Here is a 17,321-nt window from a genome sequence, read left to right as displayed (position 1 = left end):
CTATGTATAATTACAAAGCAATTTGTCTTGATTTAGATGGAACTGTTTACCGTGGGATTGAACCTATTCCGGAAGCGGTCTCTTTCGTTGGAAATATGCAACAAAATGGAATTGATCCTTATTTTATAACGAATAATTCTTCAATGACGCGCGTGCAACTTCAGGAGAAACTGGATTCATTCGGAATAAAAGCAGATCCTGACCGCATCATGACATCCGCAATTGCTGTAGCAAAATACTGCAAAGAAAATTATAATGGTGCGAATGTCATGATGATTGGTGAAAAAGGTTTGGAAGAAGCGATAGCATCTGAAAGGATAGAGATAACAGCGAAGAATCCAGATGTTGTTGTCATGGGGATTGACCGGGGTGTGACCTATGCGAAATTAGCTGATGCTTGCCTTGCTATTCGAGCAGGTGCGCACTTCATCGCAACGAACAGTGACAAAGCATTTCCCACGGAGAGAGGGCTTGTCCCGGGGAATGGATCATTCGTGAAATTGATGGAAAATGCAACAGGCATATCACCAGTATTTGTGGGTAAACCAGAGCCACATATGCTTGAATTCATTCAGGTAGAAGGCGGCTTTCGAAAAGAAGAAATGGTAATGATCGGTGATAACTACGATACTGATATACAAGCTGGAATCCGCTTCGGCATCGATACGGTGCATGTTGCGGGCGGAGTAACATCACCGGGAGAAGTATCATTGAAACTACAGAAACCGACTTATTCTTACCGGACATTGCTTGAGTGGGGAATGTAAAAAGGCTAGCCGCCTGAAATAGGCGGTTAGCCATAATGCTCAAAAGAGCGGATTGTCTTCTATATACTGATAAATACGCTCAGTCAGCTCGTCGTTTGTATCAGCTTCGACGATATCACCATTGACTATCGCGTATAGCGTATCTGAACATTTTGTACAGTAACTTAAGCAACCATATTCAAGAACATCAAGATTTGGATCTTTCTCCAACTTTTCAAATGTTTCTTGTGAACTGTTTGCAATATTACTCATGCAAAACTCGACAATCGGATTCACGACGATCACCTCACTTATTTGAAATCCTACTCTTTTTTTCTTCGCACGTCAATAATCCTACATTACCGACCCGAAGGCTGTTTAAATATACAGCGTCCTGTGGGTCGCAACTTACAATGTATAAGAAGATACTTACATTGAATAAAGCTTCGCTTGCCGTGACATATTGTGAAACTTGTCACATACTGATATAATCGTAAATGGGAAAACAACGGACTACTGTATTACGAAGGAGAAGAATTATGAGGAAACTTGTATTATTAGGTGCTGGATATGGAAATATGCGTATATTGCTGCGTTTATTAACAAAAGAATTACCGAATGATATCGAAATAACACTTGTCGATAGGACTCCGTTCCATAGTTTGAAGACGGAATTTTATGCGCTTGCATCCGGAACTGTTTCGGATTCAGTCGTGCGAGTTCCGCTTCCGGAACATGACAGATTGAAAGTGGTAGGCGGAGAAATTATTGAAATCAGGCCGGATGAGAAGTGTGTTTATCTCGATGATGGCGTGCAAATCAGGTATGACGAATTGGTTATTGGGCTTGGCTGCGAAGACAACTATCACGACGTACCAGGTGCTGCGGAATACACGTACAGCATTCAGACGATAGGTAAATCCAGGGTTACTTATGAAAAACTCCTTGGTCTTAGTGGCGGTGCAACGATAGGTATTGTTGGAGCCGGTTTAAGCGGAATCGAACTTGCCAGTGAACTGCGGGAAAGCAGACCGGATCTGAACATTAAGTTGTTCGATCGTAGCCCGCGTATTTTGAGGGACTTCCCTGAAAGACTCAGTAATTATGTTAAGAAATGGTTCGACGAGCATAATGTAGACGTCATTGCGAGTTCTAACATTACAAAAGTAGAACCAACAATCCTTTATAATCATGAAGAAACTATAATGGTCGATGCAGTGGTCTGGACAGCTGGGATTCGTCCTGTGGCACCTGTGGAAAACATTGTTACGGAAAAAGATGGTTCTGGTCGAGTTGTACTCAACATGCATCACCAGTTGCCTGATTTTAATGATGTTTACATCGTAGGAGACTGCGCGGCGCTTCCTTATGCGCCAAGTGCACAAGTAGCAGAGGAACAGGCAGAGCAGATTGTACGCATCTTACGTAACGTTTGGAACAACGAACCGTTACCGGAGACAATGCCGGAAATTAAACTCAAAGGTTTCCTCGGATCCCTTGGTAAAAAGCAAGGATTTGCATATCTTGCTGACCGCACCGTAACTGGCCGTATCGCACGATTGTTGAAGTCTGGTGTGCTTTGGATGTATAAGTGGCATAATGGATGATTTGAACATAAACGTTGTTGCATCAACGTTTATAGGGCTTTATAAACCTTCGGGGACACGAAAAATCACATTTCTATCACATTTCCCTTTGGAATAGTTAAATTTAAGATGTCGCCGTACCGAATTTTCATTTTGGCGGTGGCATCTTCTTTCATTTTTTCTGTGACGTGCGTATAGATATCCATAGTGGTTTTCGAATCTTCATGACCTACTCGGTCCATAATTGTTTTTAAGTCGACACCAGCCTCTGCAAGCATAGTAATATGTGTATGTCTCAAGATGTGAGGCCCTTCTATTTTGGGGATGCTTGTCATTTTGATGAGCCGGATAATCCTTTCGTAAATAAATCGACTGGAATACGGATATCCATTTTCACGACAAAACACAAAATTGCCCTCGTGATAGTCCACAATGCCTTTTCGTGTACCAATTCTAATTTTCGCTTGCAACACTTTATGCGTTTTCAACATCACCAGTATGCTTTCATCCACATCAATTGTACGGATGGCTGCTTTTGTTTTTGGTGGGGTGATTTTAAACTTACGCATGTTATGATCAGGCATGTCTAGCGTCTTGGTAATGCGTATTGTATTGTCTTCGGTATTAATGTCTGTCCATTTTAAAGCGCAAAGTTCGCCTACGCGCATTCCAGAAAAAGCTAGTAAGTAAAACCACTCCTTATCGTTGGGTAACCCATCAGTCAAACACTTTTGTAAAAATTCCTCAAGTTCATAGCGTTCAAAGAATTTTTCTTCGACTGTTGAATTTTCTATCTCTTCGACCGTCAAACGCTTTTTGGGAATCACAATGGCGGTGGCAGGATTATCCACACGTAATTTATGTTCTACGGCATACTTAAAAATGGAACTCAACGTCACCTTGGCGTTTTCCATTAAAGATCTCGATAAATCTTGTTTAAATAGATCGACAAATATTCCTTGTAGCTGACGTGTATCGATAGTCGCTACATTCGATTTTGCGATATATCTTAAGTGCACTCTTATTGACGACCTACGATTTCTGATTGTGCTGTCCTTAACTCCCGTTAAGGCATATACTTCAAGCCATTCCCACGCAACCTGTTCAAATGTTACATTCTTGTTTTTCTTACTGCTTACGCCGTGGTCCTCTTGCTTTTTAACCTCTTCCTCAACCTTCTTTTTAGCGATGCCTTTAGATTTTCCGCGTCTTCGTACCTGATTCCGTTTATTTGTCACAGGATCCCTCGGTCCATCCGCAACACATTCCCAAACGCCACTATCCAACTGTACACACTTCATGATGCCCCTCCTTGAAAAAGCTTTTTAGTAAGTTATATTTCCCTAGCATCAGCTCCTTTGGCGAATATATGTTCTTTTGGTGGTTTAAAGAAAAGCCCTGAGTAGGGCGGTAATGCTACTTAAAAGGCCTTACATCAAAAGATACTTTGATAACATCGAACCCATCATTATTAGTATTGCCGATAGCCCAAACCTCATCCACTTTTTCTGATACTCGTTCATATCTCCAAGCTACACCTGTGTCTGCAACCTTCGTTAAATTTTTTCCGGTAGTAATGTGTAGTTGTTTTAATAAATTTTCGAAAGTAGTTTTCTTGAACTCGGAGTTTTCATTATCACTGGAATAAATATTGATTCTGATTAGCCGATCCTTATCATCAAAATGAAATTCTGAATAATATCCGTCCCAATCGTAGTCCAGTGTTGTTAAAGCGTTATTCGCCCCTGTAGATGGAGTTTGGTGACTCCATGTGTCAATAGAATTTGGTTCGCCGAGTTTTTCTTTTACAAAAGTTTGGTTTACTAACGAGAACTGTTCTACGTCTAATACCGGTTCATCAGGTACATCACTTGCTGATTCACTACAAGCCGAAAGTAATAAAATAAATATGGCTACAATTGCTAAATAACTATTCCTCATATAATCCCTCCTGCGACTCAACGAACATTCCGTAAATTCTTTAGATGCGCGACCTCAGAAGGCACGCTATAAATATTAGCTATCTCATTTAATGTTAAATTTTCATCCTTATGTTCGTAAATCACTCTGTCTGGCAACAGCAGTTCAACCGCGAATATGTTTGCTTCGGTTTCTATTTTATCTGTAGAAAAAAGAGTTTTTCTTTTTAAAAAAGGAGTATTTAATCTGTGATGAATCTCAGAATGACCTAATTCGTGAGCGATAGTAAAGATTTTTTGTTCTTCGCCCAAATTCGAGTTAATGTAAATGAATTTGTTTCTTCTAATATATTTGTAAAAACCTAATATTTCTTCATGCAGGTCTTGCTCAAAAACATAAATATTCTTAGCGGTCGCAATTTTAAATGGATCATTGGTGTCATACTTTTCAACTAAACTTTCAACAATCTCTTTGATCCACATCAACTAACCCCCATGAGATTATCCCTTGTATTTTTTAGGGGTGTATTTTTTGTTCGCCAAAGTCGCTATACGTTCAGCGTGTTCGAGCGCTTCTAAGAGCGACTCAATAGCTTCATCACTCATAGGTTCTCCCATATAGTTCAATCCACCACCATCGTCGTTGCCTTCTAATAAATTTTTCTTTATCTTCTTTATCCGCTTTGCTATGTCTTTTTCATCTTTAGATAATTCTTTTTCTGGATTACTTTTAGCGTTGCTTCTTCCAAGTAAATAGTCGGTCGGAACTTCGAAGAAATCAGCAATCCTTTGCAATATTTCAAAATCTGGTTGCCTGGTACCTTGTTCATATGCGCCATACGTCGCTCTGGCAACACCTATTTTTTTCGCCATATCAACCTGGAGCAGGTTAGTGTCTTTCCTTAAACTTATTAAACGGTCTTTGAACTCCATATGCACTCACCTTCGTTATTAGTAATCATATTGTAACTCTACATAAAGAAGAATATACATAATTCTTCAAAAAGAAGAATTAATTGTTTACATGCCACTATACGTGGTTTATATTTGGGTTAGAACCAAACCACGAAATGAAGAATTGAGGTGTTGAAATATGAGAGAGTGGTTAAAAGAGATTAGAGAAGGCGCACAACTAACTCAGGCAGAGGCAGCTGAAAAGTGTGGAATGGCTAGAGCTACGTACGGTAGCATTGAATCTGGCATAAGAGGTGCAACGGTAGCTAACGCAAAAAGAATTGCTAACGTATTCGATTTCCATTGGACCATTTTTTTTGAGGATGAAAGCCGCGAATTGAAGAATAATAGAAATGTTGTTTAAAATATGAACCTCACACCCAACAATCAGCGTTCGAACGAGCGGAGTCGGCCAAGATCTTCTTCTAGAAGGGAGCCACGCCAATTGGTTACGCCAAGACTTCGAACTTTGATTAGTGGGTGTGAAGGAAGAGAGGGGAAAGAATATGTTAACCATGGAATTCGACTACGAAAAGTTGGCGGAGGCACTACTTCCTAAGTTGCTTGAAGGAATGAAGGGAAACTTGAAAGATTCAACCACAATGCATGAACTTCCACCGCTACTCACTCGAAAAGAAATGATGGCTGTGTTGCGAATTAGTTCATGGAAAGCGACTGAATTAATGGGTAGACCAGATTTCCCTGTCTGCAGAGAAGCGGGCATATTAATTCGGACGGATAGGCTGTTTGAGTGGATAGATAAGCATACGCCTTGGGTTGAGAGTAACACAGGTTATTTCAAAGTTGGGTAAAGGCAGGAAACAGAAAAGGAGGAATGCTCAATGAACAATTTAAAAGTAGTCTCTATTAATGATCAACTAGTTACAGAGAGTCGGGATGTTGCAGAGATGGTTGACCGTGAACATAACGCATTACTAAAAAGTATTCGCGGTTATCTACAGTATTTGACTCAGGGTGGTTTCACCCGCAGCGAATTTTTCATAGAAAGTACGTACGAAGATTCAACTGGTCGGACATTGCCGAGCTTTCTTCTTACTAAAAAGGGCTGCCATATGGTCGCTAATAAGATGACCGGTGAGAAAGGTGTTCTGTTTACTGCAGCTTATGTGAGTAAGTTCGAAGTAATGGAAAAGCAATTTGCGCAACCTAGCAATACAAAACTACTGTTACAAACAGCACTCGAACAAGAAGGACGCTTAGATGTAGTCGAAACGGACGTGAAGTATTTGAAGGATCACATGCGGATTAATGGACCACAAGAGCAGCGTATCGGCGCAAATGCTCGCGGCAAGGTAATGCAATGCTTAGGTGGGATTGAATCAGCAGCATACAAGGAGATTGGTAGAAAGGCATTTCAACAATTTTGGAGAGACTTCAAAAAGTACTTCGAGATTCCTAGATACGGAGAATTGCCGAAGGTTCGGTTTGAGGAATCGTTGCAATTTATCCAAGAGTGGTCGCCAGACACAGCTTTGAGGTTGGAAATCAAAAAGTTGAATGGTCAACAGCATTTAAGACTGGCGGAGTAAAACGAAGAGGGGCGGGCAAGCCCCTTGTATAACGAAATTTTGGGAGTTTGTAAATCGAGGGCTTAGAGGTTGTAAGGAGGGGTCTCTCTCACAAGTTAACTATATAACAGGTTTGAGAGATTCCCTATGTCAATTTGACATAAAAAGGGGGTGATTAAGTGGAATACGGAACAATTTTAAAAGCTTGCAGGGAACGAGCTGGTTTCAACCAGGAAGAATTAGCGCACGAGCTGCATATTCAGCAAGCTGACGTGTCGAGATTCGAAAATGGTAAAAAAGAACCTAACATGTCTTTGTTTCAAAATTGGGCATCGCTCACACATTCGCAAGATGTACTCGTTGCTTTTATATGCGGAGTAGACGGTTTGACGATACTGGCAAAAATATTAAGCACCATGCCTGGAGTAATCGGTCTTGTGAAATTCTTTTAACAGATTAATAGGAGGTTCGAAATGAAGAAAAGTAAAATGCAACAACTCCGCAAAAAGTTGATAGCAAAAGGGATTCAAGTCCAATTGATTCCGAATTTTAGACACAAAAAAACCGACAGACACTGTAATGTCAGCCGACGAACTTTTGAAACTATCTCTTAACAACATTATAACACAGATACGGAGCCTTGGCTCCTATCAAAGTGTCCAGGAGCCATTGAATAATTTCCTTCCAATCGAGCTGGTTACTCGTACCCTGGACACCTTGATGGGATTCAACCATCTATTAACAGAAAGGAGAATCAGAATGCTGACATTAGCGGAAAAAGGTGAAATTGTACTCTACTTTGCACCGGTTCTTGCATTCGTGCTCGGAACGATGTGGCAGTATGCGACGTGGCAATTAGAGCAAAAAGGTGGTGAAGAGAAATGAAGAAAAAATCATGGGAGTGGGAAGTCAAACTAGTGACAGAGTCCGATCCATACATCATCCATACTGACGAAGATAGCGCATTAGTGGCAATGGAGAATTTTGAAGGAGCATGGGGTCGTAACTTGAGTGTCTATTCACTTCGCAAGACTGCTGAAATTATCCGGTTCGACGAAGCAAAATAAAAAAACCGCTGCGACAACAGCGGATTCGGGGTTCTGAATAATTAACTTACCGCTATTTTAGCGCAGTACCCATTAAATGACAAGGAGGGACCATTTTGGAGAAACACATATTCACTTTTGGCATAATGCCCCCATATTCGGATAGGCACCAAGTGATCTATGCGCAAGATGGTGAAACAGCACGGCAGGCAATGATCGATACGTACGATAATAATTGGGCATTTCAATACACGGAAAAGGAATGGGGCCAATCGAAGTCGGAAGGTTATTTCAAAAAGAATCAACCATTAGAAGCAATTCATTGCGAAGAGGAGGAAGAATGATGAAACAAGTAAAGTTGATGAATTTAACGTTGAAAAACTTCAAAGGTATCAAGAAGTTTGACCTCGGAGCACAAGGTGTGGACATTCAGGTGTTTGGTGACAATGCCACAGGGAAGACCTCACTCTTTGACTCGTTTGTATGGTTACTTTTCAACAAAGACAGCAACAACCGTGCGGATTTCGCAATCAAGACACTGGTTAGTGGTAAAGAAATTAACAACCTGGAGCATGAGGTTGAAGCTGTTTTCCGGATTGACGGCAGTCCTCTCACTTTACGAAAAGTATATGCGGAGAAATGGACAAGAAGACGTGGTGCTCCAGTCTCTGAATTTTCCGGACATGTTACAAATTATTTCATCGATGGGGTTCCGTCTAAAAAAGGTGAGTATCAAGACAAAGTGGATTCCATCGTAAAAGAAGACGTATTCAAACTTCTAACTTCACCAACATTTTTCAATGAAAATCTTAAGTGGCAGGACCGTAGAGCGACACTGCTTGAAGTATGCGGCGACGTTGAAGAGGTAGATGTCCTTGCATTCAACAGCGCATTGAAAGACCTTCCAACCATCCTTAAAGGTCGCACCATTGAGGACCATAGGAAAGTAATTGCTGCACGTCGGGCTGAAATCAATAAAGAGCTTGATAAGATTCCAGTACGAATCGACGAAATCAACAACTCATTACCGGAAGTAAACATTGATGTTCCTTCTATAGTAAGAGAAATCACGGCGATTGAAAAGGAACTGGATGAAAACGCCACGCAAATCAACAACATTAAAAACGGTTCGGCCATTACCGGTAAACAAAATGAGTTAAGGCAAGTTGAAATGGATCTTGAAGCTATCAAGCGTGACCTTGAATCTGAGTCGGTTGATAAGGGTTACCAGGTACAGGCGAAAATCCAAGAAGAACAATCAAATATTTCTATTCTTAAACGTCAAAAAGAAGATATTGACCATCGCATAAAAATGAACAAAGAAGAGGTTGCATTTCTTGACGAACGACTAGTCAAACTTCGTGAGGAATGGAACACCTACGACGCATTAACTTTTACACATGAATCCGAATGTGTGTGTCCGACTTGCAACCAATCATTACCGGAAACGGAAGTTACAGCGGTTAGAGAAAGGGCGTTAGCAGCTTTTAATCTAAAAAAATCAGAGGAACTTGGAAGAATTAACGGAAACGGTAAGGCGATTGCGGATCAGAAGGTAGATCTTCTCGAAAACATCAAGAAGCAATCTATCAATACAGACGCCATTCAGTCCGAAATCGACAAGAAAGAAAAAGCTGTATCAAAACTATCAACCGAACTAGACGCGCTTAGATCAGCCGTTAAAGATGCCCGTCAAGATCCTAAATATCAATCTAAGTTGCAGGAACTAGCGAGGTTGAATGAAGAAATCCAGTCACTCAAAGAGAACGCTCAGGAGTCTGTTGCTGGCGTCGAAAAAGAAGTTGCTAGTCTTCGTACTAATCGTACCGAACTTAATGCTCAAATTGCACAGCAAGCACAAGTGGTCGCATCCGAAAAACGCATTGCCGAACTCGAAGAACAGCAAAAAGAGCTGGCAACAGAGTTTGAGAAGTTGGAAGGCGAACTGTTCCTTACAGAAGAATTTATCCGTTCGAAAGTTGAATTACTTACTGAAAAGATTAACTCGAAATTCAAGTATGCCCGGTTCAATCTCTTTAAAACGAACATTAATGGTGGCATCGAAGAAATCTGTGAGACGACGTTTGACGGAGTTCCCTATTCAAGCGGTCTGAACAATGCAGCACGAATCAATGTCGGCATCGATATCATCAACACTCTGACGGAACACTTCGGAATTAGAGCTCCTATCTTCGTGGACAATGCTGAAGCTGTTACGACATTGATTGATACAGATTCACAGTTAATCAGTTTGGTAGTTTCTGAAAAGGACAAGCAGTTGCGGATTGAAAAACAAGCGGACGATATGAAGGAGGCTATCTAAATGCCTGTTAAAGTAATTCCGATAAATAACAGATTATTTCCAGTGGATGAAAAATCGGACTGCATAGTTCTTCGAATGTTCGATAAGGATTCTGTTCTTTTGGATATAGCATTTCCTTTCCATGAGGACACTCCGAATTTTAAACTCACAATTTCAGAAGCTATGGATCTTAAAAACGCAATCGACCAATTAATTGATATTAAGTTAATTGAAAAACCGAGGAGGAATCATCAATGACTAAAGAACCAACTCAATCAGTAGCACTAATTCAAAAAGACATTACGGACAACGTCAACAAAGCCTTGACTAGCTTGCAAGAAGAAGGTTTGGTCTTACCGACTAATTACAACCACAGCAATGCGTTAAAAAGTGCATTCTTCGCACTATCTAATAATGCCGGCGGAAATCTCCTAGAGATTTGCTCTAAGGCGTCTGTAGCAAACGCACTACTGGACATGGTGACACAAGGTTTAAGTCCTGCAAAAACGCAATGCTACTTTATCAAATATGGCGATACGTGTAAGTTGAATCGTTCGTACTTCGGTACACAAGCAGTTTTAAAGCGACTAACAAACGTTAAAGACATTTGGGCAAACGTAATTTACCAGGATGATGAATTCGATTATGAGATTGATCACGGCCGCGAAAAGTTAATTAGCCACAAAACAGCATTTGAAAACCGTGATAAACCAATCATTGGCGTATATGCAATTGTGCAAACTGGTGACGAAGAAGTGCTAACTGTTATGACCAAAAAAGAAATCGATGCTTCTTGGAGTCAATCAAAAACCCAACAAGCAGTGCATAAAAAGTTCCCGCAAGAAATGGCTAAACGTACAGTGATCAACCGTGCAGCTAAAGCGTTCATAAATACGAGCGATGACAGTGATTTACTGGTACAAGCCATCAACAATTCAACTGAAGACGAACATGATAATGAAAGAAAAGAGATCAATCCGGAATTTGAAATTAAGCAAAATGCAAATATTGAAATGCTTGATGTCCAATCGGAAGAAATCGATGTAGAAACGGGAGAAATAATTTCAGAGCCTCTTGTACAACCTGAACGAGTGTTGGTACGGAAGCAGGAAGAGCTAGTGCAACAGAAAGCGGCTGCATCGAACGGTCCGGGCTTCTAAATGATAGTAATCAAAACAATCGCGACAGGAAGTACGGGGAACTGCTATCACGTTACAGATGGCATAACCCCTCTCCTCTTGGAGTGCGGGATATCGTTCAAAAACATACAGAAAGCACTCGATTTCAAGACCTCGGACATTGCGGGCGTACTGGTTACCCATGAACACAAAGACCATTGTAAAGCCGTCAGCGAGGTTGCAGACCGTGGTTTGAATATCTACATGTCATCTGGAACGAAAGAAGCAATCGGAATCAATCACCATCGAATTAAAGCTATCGAGAACAAGAAACAGTTTAAGCTCGGTACATGGACCATATTGCCATTTGATGTTCAACACGATGTATCGGAGCCATTCGGGTTTCTACTCGCTAACGAGGCAGGTGACAAGCTCCTGTTTGCCACTGACACCTACTATGTCCGCTACAAATTTCAAGGCCTTACACACATCATGGTGGAGGCAAATTATTCAACAGAAATATTAAATGAAAATATTGCAACTGGCAGGGTTCATGATGGCATGAAACGGCGATTGGTGAAGTCGCATTTCAGTTTAGAAAACGTACTTGAGTTTTTGAAGGCTAACGATCTATCGAAAGTCCAGGAGATTCATTTGTTGCACCTTTCGGATTCAAATTCGGACGAGACTATGTTCAAAAAAGCGGTTCAGGAACAGACAGGGAAGCTTGTATACGTTCCTTGAATTAGGAGGAGATTGTAATGGCGAGACCGCAAAAGCGAGGACTTGACTACTTTCCATTAGACGTGGATATCGACCAGGATGACAAGATCCAGCTGGTCGAAGCCTTACATGGTATGACCGGATTTTCAGTTGTAATCAAGTTATTAATGCGTATTTACAAGGAAGGTTATTACTATGAGTGGGGTGAAATGGAACATTTACTGTTCAGTAGGCGAGTTAATGTAGACATTAATACCCTCACTAAGATAGTAAATGATTGCATTAAGTACGGAATATTCAACAAAGGTATCTACGAAACTTACAAGGTTCTGACGTCGGCTGGTATCCAAGAAAGGTACTTTGAGGCTACCAAAAGAAGAAAAAACGTAACAGTCGTAAACCAATATATGTTAATTAATGACGTAAAAAAAGTAAATGTAGACATTAACGAGGTAAATGTAGACATTAACGGCGACATTTGCAACACGCCGTTTACATTAACACCACAAAGTAAAGTAAAGGAAAGGAAAGTAAATCAAAGTAAACAACAGGAAACTAAAGAAGCACTTAGTTCGGAAGGAAAAAGTCCAGAACAAAAAACTGTTGTCGTAGTTGATAAGTCTTTTGGAGAGTTAATTTCTTTTTACGAAGAGAATGTCGGATTGATTTCACCACACGTTAGTCAAGAACTTGGTTATTTCGTTGATGACTATAATTCTGAATTAGTTTTCTGTGCTTTGAAAAAGTCTGTTGAAGCAAGACCTAAGAATCTGATCCGATACACGCAAGGTATTTTGAAGAACTGGGCTAACCACAACGTGAAGACGGTCGAAGATGTTCTGAAACTTGAAGAGTTAGCAAAAACATCGAATGTGACAAGTATTTATGAGCGAGGTGGAAGTAATGAAACCGATAGGCGAAGTGTTTCAAGAGATGATGCAATCAAATCCCGGATTGATGAAACGAATGAACGACGCAAGAGAATCGCTGGAATCGAATCCAATCGAGATATTGACGTCCCCTTCTGACGAGTGTCCTTACAAAAAGTGTGACGGAAAAGGATGGTTGTGGATTAAGGATTGGTCACGGCTTGGTAAGAAGGACGAGTTGGACGAAAACGGCAAGTTGTTGAGGGCCGAATGGATGGAGCAATGTAAGTGCTACGAACAACTTATTAAACAGCGTGAGGTTGATAAAAAATTAGACTTGTCGGGCATTCCATCGATATTTAAAAATGCAACTGTCGCCTCATTCGAAGTTTCGAAGTACCAACTAAAAACTAATCAAGACATTGCAACCTTAGCAAGAAAAGCGGCAATTAATTACGTGACTAATTACAAATTGATGCAACAAAGCGGAAAAGGTTTGTACTTGTATAGCAAAGTTAAAGGTTCGGGTAAAACGAGACTTGCTGTAAGCATTGCAAATGCGCTTGTCAGGGAATACGGGATTGATGTCGCTTTTATCAAATCCGCTGATTTAATTTCACAAATTAAAAAAACCTTTAACAAGAAATCGGAAACTACGCAAAGCGAAATCGTCGATACATTCCGCAATGTGGAGTTGCTAATTGTTGATGATTTAGCAATAAAAGGCGCATCTACATTCGAAGAAGGAGTAATGTACGACATTTTCGACTTTCGATTAGAACACAAAAAACCAACGATTTTCACATCAAACGTGACGATCTTGGAACTAGAAGAAATTTATAAAGGCGGTCGCGTTAATAAACGAATCAACAAAATGTCGATGGAAATAAACATGCCGGAAGAATCCATCAGGGATCAAGAAGCTGAAAGCGAAAACGCGGAACTGGAAGGTTTGCTGTTCGGATGAAAATATAGGGGAGGGATCGGAATGACATCTCACATTTACCAAGAAGATTTAGATTTTCTTGAAGAAGCAAAGGTAGCTCTGAACGGGAATTTAAGATGGGAAACATACATGAACGACAGTGAAACACACATTGCATTACGGTACGGGGTGGATCGGGATTGCGTTTGGATTTACCGACTAAGCACTGAGGTCATGTTTTCTCACAATGTGTTAAATAAAGCGCCAAAATTGATTGTTGAAGGGGAGGAATCGAAATGACTGAAAAACAACATCAAATTTTCGCGAAGATTGGACGTAAGGTTGGAGAGTTTAGACACAATGACATCCTCATTACGGATGACGGCCCAATTATCGTAATGCGACCGTCTTCGGTGGTGCCTTATAAAGGGGAAATGATTACTGTGGACGAGCTGTACCGTCAAGAGAAAATCGAAGGGATTTACCCAGCTGAATCGTTTGTAAGTTTTGAGGATGGTGAATCAGATGCGTGAAAAACACACATTCATAAACGATAGCACCACACTTAGCGGCATGGAGCGCAACTTCGCAACACAATACTACAAAGGTATTCCGCTTAAACAGATTGATCGCGGTTATGGTGCTGCTAAAGCTAGACGCTTCGTGATTAACGGTACTAGCCATAACTGTTGGATACCAAACAAGCACCTGGAATTAGACGGAACTATCAAGCATGGACAAGACCTCGATTACATTGTTGTGTCCGAAAAGCACGCATTCAGACGAGCGGGCGTAAGGATGCGGTTTGAAGTTTCGGAGGTGCGGAATGACTAACTGGATCAACGGTGGTGGATTCTACTTGGTGCAAGCTGCAGAACCTTATGACGCGGATAAGTTGAAACTCGAAATGGACGAACTCGAAGTGGAAATCCAAATGGCTGAAAGTTATTGGGCTGAGCGAAAGGCGATGACGGCATGAGGAAAATGCAAAGGGATTATCTCATCCAGCAGCTGCAGGCTATGAGAGTCGTGAATGGTCGTAACGGTGAACTGTTGTCAAATATGGACTATCGCTCTCTTGTTAGTTTACTAGCTGTGCAAAGGGCGGTGGCGGAATGAAAAAGTTCAATGCTTGGGATTTCGACAATGACGTAATGGTCAAGGGTGTTGGAATTACGCCCGAAGGTATCCCATATTCGATACCTGGACCATCAGAAAGTTGGGATCAGTTCGATTACTACCCGAACGCGAAAATCATTCAATTCACTGGACTGAAAGACAAAAACCTAGTGGGAATTTATGAAGGGGATATTTTGCGGTACCCCCCTAAAGATTCGTGGGAAGAAAAAAGTTTTGTCGGTTATGAAATTTTCTATCACGATAATGATTGCGCCGATAAACATGTAGGTTTCCAAATGAATCGAATGCATTTTTACGGGAATCTTTGTGGAGGAGAGTGCAAAGCATGGTTTTTACCAAAGTACACTTCAAAAATGGTAGTTATCGGCAACATTTACGAAAACGATCATTTGTTGGAAGAACCTAAATAACCGCACACCAGTTCCGCTAATGTCCCTAATTAGTCAAGGTGAATGAATACACCAAATCAACTGTAGGGTGCTCAGAATCGACGGGAAACGACATTGTAAGACCTGTTAGTAGTCTAGTGAAACTTTGAAAGTGAGGGGTCAAAGTGGATAACGAATGGCAATGGCAGCAGGAAAATATCAAGTTACGGGAAGAAAATGCAGAACTGAGAAAGAAGTTCGCCATATATAAGGCTAAGAAGGTCTTGAAGGAAAGGGCTACTGACGGAAAGATCTTTACGAAAAGGCAACTTAAATTTATGAAGGATAATGGGCTGAATTACGACAAAGTTTATGGATTGGTCCACCGTTATAACTCGGTGGAGGATGCACTTATTGAGGTATTGGGGGAGTCAATTTGAATTTGAAAAAGTTGTTTGAAATGCAGAAGGTGCTGGATGAACGGATTGTGAAACAACACAATTTACCCGCAACCGGAAATCTTGACTGGAAGATCCTGGCTTTGCTTACGGAGCTTGGTGAATGTGCGAATGAGCACAGAGGGTTTAAAAGGTGGAGCAAGGATCAGAAACCTAGAACGAGAAAAAGAATTGATTGCGAAAAATGTGCTGGAACAGGAATTGGCACTAACTTTTTGAAAAACTGTTCAAATTGTAATGGTAGTGGAACAAAGAAAATAAACCCACTCCTGGAAGAATACGTGGATTGTGTCCATTTCTTTATCAGTATCGCACTTGAACTAGAGATAGATTCAGATGATTTCATTGTGGATGGTGATTACACGCGTCCTACCGCTACGCAGATATTCAACAGGGTGTTCAGTACGGTCTCAAGTCTTGATGTATTGATGGATCCTGATACAGCAGCATCTATTTCGCTAGAAGACCTCCAAGATACATTGCTCGAAGCATTTAGTTGTTTCGTGGGATTAGGAGAAAAACATCTTGGTTTCACATGGGAAAAAATCGAGGCTGCATACATGGAGAAGAACGCGACGAACCATGTCAGGCAAGCGGAGGGATATTGATATGAGGGGCAACGCGGATTGGCAAAGAATCCCCACGCATGACATTCTCGGCAGGAAAGTCCATATCGGTGAAAAGGCAATCATGTTCAGTCGTCACGGAATCACGTATGAAGGCTTTGTCATCCAAATTGGCGGCAAGCGATGGTTTCAACCCGACCCACTCACAAGGATTGGTGGGATTGGTAACCATTTCATGATTAAAGACACGGGGAGTGATCAAGATGGACGCATGTAATCGTTGCGGTAAAAAGCTTAAAACGCAGAAGTCGATTGACGTTGGTTATGGTCCGATCTGCAAGAAAAAGCAGGCTGCAGAAGATGCTGAATTCGAGGAAATACAAATCACGCTTGAAGAGGTTGTTGAATCGGGGGTGGCTGTTTGAGGAAACCATATAGCAGATCACACGCAAATCGCGGTGCGGTTCTTGAAAGACTAATAGACATGACGAATCAGCAATATCGCAATAAAGGAATCGCGGACATACGCAAGATTCCGACGCCGGTGCAAATACAAAGTAATGTACGGGGCAAAATCACTGGATACATCACTAAAGGTGAATGGGTTGATTATTCGGGCGTTTGGAATGGTAAAGCAGTCGTATTCGACGTTAAAGAAACGTCAAGCAAGACAAGTTTCCCGTTAGACAATATTTCAGAGCATCAGTTCCAATTGTTGAAATCATGGCGCGAAAAGGGCGCTTGGGCTTTCCTGCTCGTTTCTTTTACAAAACATGATGAAGTATACCTTTTACCTGTTGGACTGCTAGAACGCTATTGGGAGGATGCTAGAAACGGTGGTAGGAAATCAATCCCACATAAGGATTTTATGATGGATTGTGAATTGATTCAATCAGAAAAGGGGTACGTGCTGCATTATCTTAAATAATTTTAAGGGGATGACGGTTTGGGCGTTTGGCGGTTGTTGTATCGATGGGAGGACGGTTATAAAGTTTGGACATATGAACCGCTTTTGCAAAAGGAACTTTATGACAAGAGGCAAGAGGGTTGGAAGTTATGCAATTGAAAGGGA

At 41.1% G+C, this 17,321-nt stretch carries 30 protein-coding genes; 25 read left to right on the top strand and 5 right to left on the bottom strand.

Annotation, left to right across the window (positions count from 1 at the left end):
- Window positions 1-2 precede the first annotated feature (2 nt).
- On the top strand, window positions 3-767 hold the full coding sequence (locus FQ087_RS18560) for a TIGR01457 family HAD-type hydrolase (RefSeq protein WP_149582102.1): 765 nt from the start codon (window positions 3-5) through the stop codon (window positions 765-767).
- Window positions 768-806: 39 nt separating this feature from the next.
- Here the strand turns inward: FQ087_RS18560 and FQ087_RS18555 are convergent, their stop codons facing one another.
- A complete protein-coding gene (locus FQ087_RS18555; RefSeq protein ID WP_149582101.1) occupies window positions 807-1,043 on the bottom strand; it encodes a YuzB family protein in 237 nt (78 codons plus the stop codon).
- A gap of 242 nt (window positions 1,044-1,285) precedes the next feature.
- Here FQ087_RS18555 and FQ087_RS18550 point away from each other — a divergent pair, with 242 nt between their 5' ends.
- Entirely contained in the window at window positions 1,286-2,353 is a 1,068-nt protein-coding gene (locus FQ087_RS18550) for an NAD(P)/FAD-dependent oxidoreductase (RefSeq protein ID WP_149582100.1), read from the top strand.
- Between the two features lie 65 nt (window positions 2,354-2,418).
- Here the strand turns inward: FQ087_RS18550 and FQ087_RS18545 are convergent, their stop codons facing one another.
- The 4 genes from FQ087_RS18545 to FQ087_RS18530 all read right to left on the bottom strand — a co-directional run bounded on the left by FQ087_RS18545 (window position 2,419) and on the right by FQ087_RS18530 (window position 5,184).
- Window positions 2,419-3,633, bottom strand: coding sequence for a tyrosine-type recombinase/integrase (locus FQ087_RS18545; protein ID WP_149582099.1), 1,215 nt, complete (start codon window positions 3,631-3,633; stop codon window positions 2,419-2,421).
- Between the two features lie 115 nt (window positions 3,634-3,748).
- Window positions 3,749-4,273 carry a hypothetical protein gene (locus tag FQ087_RS18540; RefSeq protein WP_149582098.1) on the bottom strand — a complete coding sequence of 175 codons (525 nt, stop codon included), beginning with the start codon at window positions 4,271-4,273 and terminating at the stop codon, window positions 3,749-3,751.
- A gap of 17 nt (window positions 4,274-4,290) precedes the next feature.
- Complete coding sequence (locus FQ087_RS18535; protein ID WP_149582097.1) at window positions 4,291-4,734, bottom strand: ImmA/IrrE family metallo-endopeptidase; 444 nt, start codon at window positions 4,732-4,734, stop codon at window positions 4,291-4,293.
- 18 nt (window positions 4,735-4,752) lie between these two features.
- Window positions 4,753-5,184 carry a helix-turn-helix domain-containing protein gene (locus FQ087_RS18530; RefSeq protein WP_149582096.1) on the bottom strand — a complete coding sequence of 144 codons (432 nt, stop codon included), beginning with the start codon at window positions 5,182-5,184 and terminating at the stop codon, window positions 4,753-4,755.
- Between the two features lie 160 nt (window positions 5,185-5,344).
- Here FQ087_RS18530 and FQ087_RS18525 point away from each other — a divergent pair, with 160 nt between their 5' ends.
- From FQ087_RS18525 to FQ087_RS18430, 23 genes are all read left to right on the top strand, one after another.
- Window positions 5,345-5,569 carry a helix-turn-helix transcriptional regulator gene (locus FQ087_RS18525; protein ID WP_149582095.1) on the top strand — a complete coding sequence of 75 codons (225 nt, stop codon included), beginning with the start codon at window positions 5,345-5,347 and terminating at the stop codon, window positions 5,567-5,569.
- Window positions 5,570-5,711: 142 nt separating this feature from the next.
- Complete coding sequence (locus FQ087_RS18520; RefSeq protein ID WP_149582094.1) at window positions 5,712-6,017, top strand: DNA-binding protein; 306 nt, start codon at window positions 5,712-5,714, stop codon at window positions 6,015-6,017.
- A gap of 30 nt (window positions 6,018-6,047) precedes the next feature.
- Window positions 6,048-6,755, top strand: a complete 708-nt coding sequence (locus FQ087_RS18515) for a Rha family transcriptional regulator (protein ID WP_149582093.1) — start codon at window positions 6,048-6,050, stop codon at window positions 6,753-6,755.
- Window positions 6,756-6,913: 158 nt separating this feature from the next.
- Window positions 6,914-7,186, top strand: a complete 273-nt coding sequence (locus FQ087_RS18510) for a helix-turn-helix domain-containing protein (RefSeq protein WP_149582092.1) — start codon at window positions 6,914-6,916, stop codon at window positions 7,184-7,186.
- Window positions 7,187-7,493: 307 nt separating this feature from the next.
- Window positions 7,494-7,619 carry a hypothetical protein gene (locus tag FQ087_RS23120; RefSeq protein WP_255452437.1) on the top strand — a complete coding sequence of 42 codons (126 nt, stop codon included), beginning with the start codon at window positions 7,494-7,496 and terminating at the stop codon, window positions 7,617-7,619.
- On the top strand, window positions 7,616-7,801 hold the full coding sequence (locus tag FQ087_RS18505; protein WP_149582091.1) for a hypothetical protein: 186 nt from the start codon (window positions 7,616-7,618) through the stop codon (window positions 7,799-7,801). The genes FQ087_RS23120 and FQ087_RS18505 overlap by 4 nt, the downstream gene beginning before the upstream one ends.
- A 95-nt stretch (window positions 7,802-7,896) precedes the next feature.
- Window positions 7,897-8,124: a hypothetical protein gene (locus FQ087_RS18500; protein ID WP_149582090.1), complete on the top strand. Its 228-nt coding sequence runs from the start codon at window positions 7,897-7,899 to the stop codon at window positions 8,122-8,124.
- Window positions 8,124-10,103, top strand: a complete 1,980-nt coding sequence (locus FQ087_RS18495; RefSeq protein ID WP_149582089.1) for an AAA family ATPase — start codon at window positions 8,124-8,126, stop codon at window positions 10,101-10,103. The genes FQ087_RS18500 and FQ087_RS18495 overlap by 1 nt, the downstream gene beginning before the upstream one ends.
- Window positions 10,104-10,340: a hypothetical protein gene (locus FQ087_RS18490; protein WP_149582088.1), complete on the top strand. Its 237-nt coding sequence runs from the start codon at window positions 10,104-10,106 to the stop codon at window positions 10,338-10,340.
- Window positions 10,337-11,242 carry a recombinase RecT gene (locus FQ087_RS18485; RefSeq protein ID WP_149582087.1) on the top strand — a complete coding sequence of 302 codons (906 nt, stop codon included), beginning with the start codon at window positions 10,337-10,339 and terminating at the stop codon, window positions 11,240-11,242. The genes FQ087_RS18490 and FQ087_RS18485 overlap by 4 nt, the downstream gene beginning before the upstream one ends.
- Entirely contained in the window at window positions 11,243-11,944 is a 702-nt protein-coding gene (locus FQ087_RS18480; protein ID WP_149582086.1) for an MBL fold metallo-hydrolase, read from the top strand.
- Window positions 11,945-11,961: 17 nt separating this feature from the next.
- Window positions 11,962-12,951, top strand: a complete 990-nt coding sequence (locus tag FQ087_RS18475) for a Lin1244/Lin1753 domain-containing protein (RefSeq protein WP_149582085.1) — start codon at window positions 11,962-11,964, stop codon at window positions 12,949-12,951.
- A complete protein-coding gene (locus FQ087_RS18470) occupies window positions 12,890-13,759 on the top strand; it encodes an ATP-binding protein (RefSeq protein ID WP_188006817.1) in 870 nt (289 codons plus the stop codon). The genes FQ087_RS18475 and FQ087_RS18470 overlap by 62 nt, the downstream gene beginning before the upstream one ends.
- Before the next feature lie 21 nt (window positions 13,760-13,780).
- Window positions 13,781-14,017, top strand: coding sequence for a hypothetical protein (locus tag FQ087_RS18465; RefSeq protein WP_149582083.1), 237 nt, complete (start codon window positions 13,781-13,783; stop codon window positions 14,015-14,017).
- Window positions 14,014-14,250, top strand: coding sequence for a hypothetical protein (locus FQ087_RS18460; protein ID WP_149582082.1), 237 nt, complete (start codon window positions 14,014-14,016; stop codon window positions 14,248-14,250). The genes FQ087_RS18465 and FQ087_RS18460 overlap by 4 nt, the downstream gene beginning before the upstream one ends.
- Window positions 14,243-14,551, top strand: coding sequence for a hypothetical protein (locus tag FQ087_RS18455; RefSeq protein ID WP_223145615.1), 309 nt, complete (start codon window positions 14,243-14,245; stop codon window positions 14,549-14,551). Before FQ087_RS18460 ends, FQ087_RS18455 begins: the two co-directional genes overlap by 8 nt.
- Entirely contained in the window at window positions 14,544-14,696 is a 153-nt protein-coding gene (locus FQ087_RS22580; protein WP_188006816.1) for a hypothetical protein, read from the top strand. Before FQ087_RS18455 ends, FQ087_RS22580 begins: the two co-directional genes overlap by 8 nt.
- 136 nt (window positions 14,697-14,832) lie before the next feature.
- Entirely contained in the window at window positions 14,833-15,267 is a 435-nt protein-coding gene (locus FQ087_RS18450; RefSeq protein ID WP_149582081.1) for a YopX family protein, read from the top strand.
- A gap of 143 nt (window positions 15,268-15,410) precedes the next feature.
- Window positions 15,411-15,665: a hypothetical protein gene (locus tag FQ087_RS18445; protein ID WP_149582080.1), complete on the top strand. Its 255-nt coding sequence runs from the start codon at window positions 15,411-15,413 to the stop codon at window positions 15,663-15,665.
- Window positions 15,662-16,291 carry a dUTP diphosphatase gene (locus FQ087_RS18440; RefSeq protein ID WP_149582079.1) on the top strand — a complete coding sequence of 210 codons (630 nt, stop codon included), beginning with the start codon at window positions 15,662-15,664 and terminating at the stop codon, window positions 16,289-16,291. Before FQ087_RS18445 ends, FQ087_RS18440 begins: the two co-directional genes overlap by 4 nt.
- A 1-nt stretch (window position 16,292) precedes the next feature.
- The gene (locus FQ087_RS18435; protein WP_149582078.1) at window positions 16,293-16,526 is read left to right on the top strand and encodes a hypothetical protein; all 234 of its coding nucleotides are present in this window, start codon (window positions 16,293-16,295) and stop codon (window positions 16,524-16,526) included.
- Complete coding sequence (locus tag FQ087_RS22575) at window positions 16,513-16,674, top strand: DUF6011 domain-containing protein (protein ID WP_188006815.1); 162 nt, start codon at window positions 16,513-16,515, stop codon at window positions 16,672-16,674. The genes FQ087_RS18435 and FQ087_RS22575 overlap by 14 nt, the downstream gene beginning before the upstream one ends.
- Entirely contained in the window at window positions 16,671-17,177 is a 507-nt protein-coding gene (locus FQ087_RS18430) for a Holliday junction resolvase RecU (protein WP_149582077.1), read from the top strand. Before FQ087_RS22575 ends, FQ087_RS18430 begins: the two co-directional genes overlap by 4 nt.
- Window positions 17,178-17,321: the final 144 nt, after the last annotated feature.

It is taken from the genome of Sporosarcina sp. ANT_H38, from assembly GCF_008369195.1.
Lineage (GTDB): Bacteria > Bacillota > Bacilli > Bacillales_A > Planococcaceae > Sporosarcina.
This window is presented reverse-complemented; position numbering and strand designations above follow the sequence as displayed.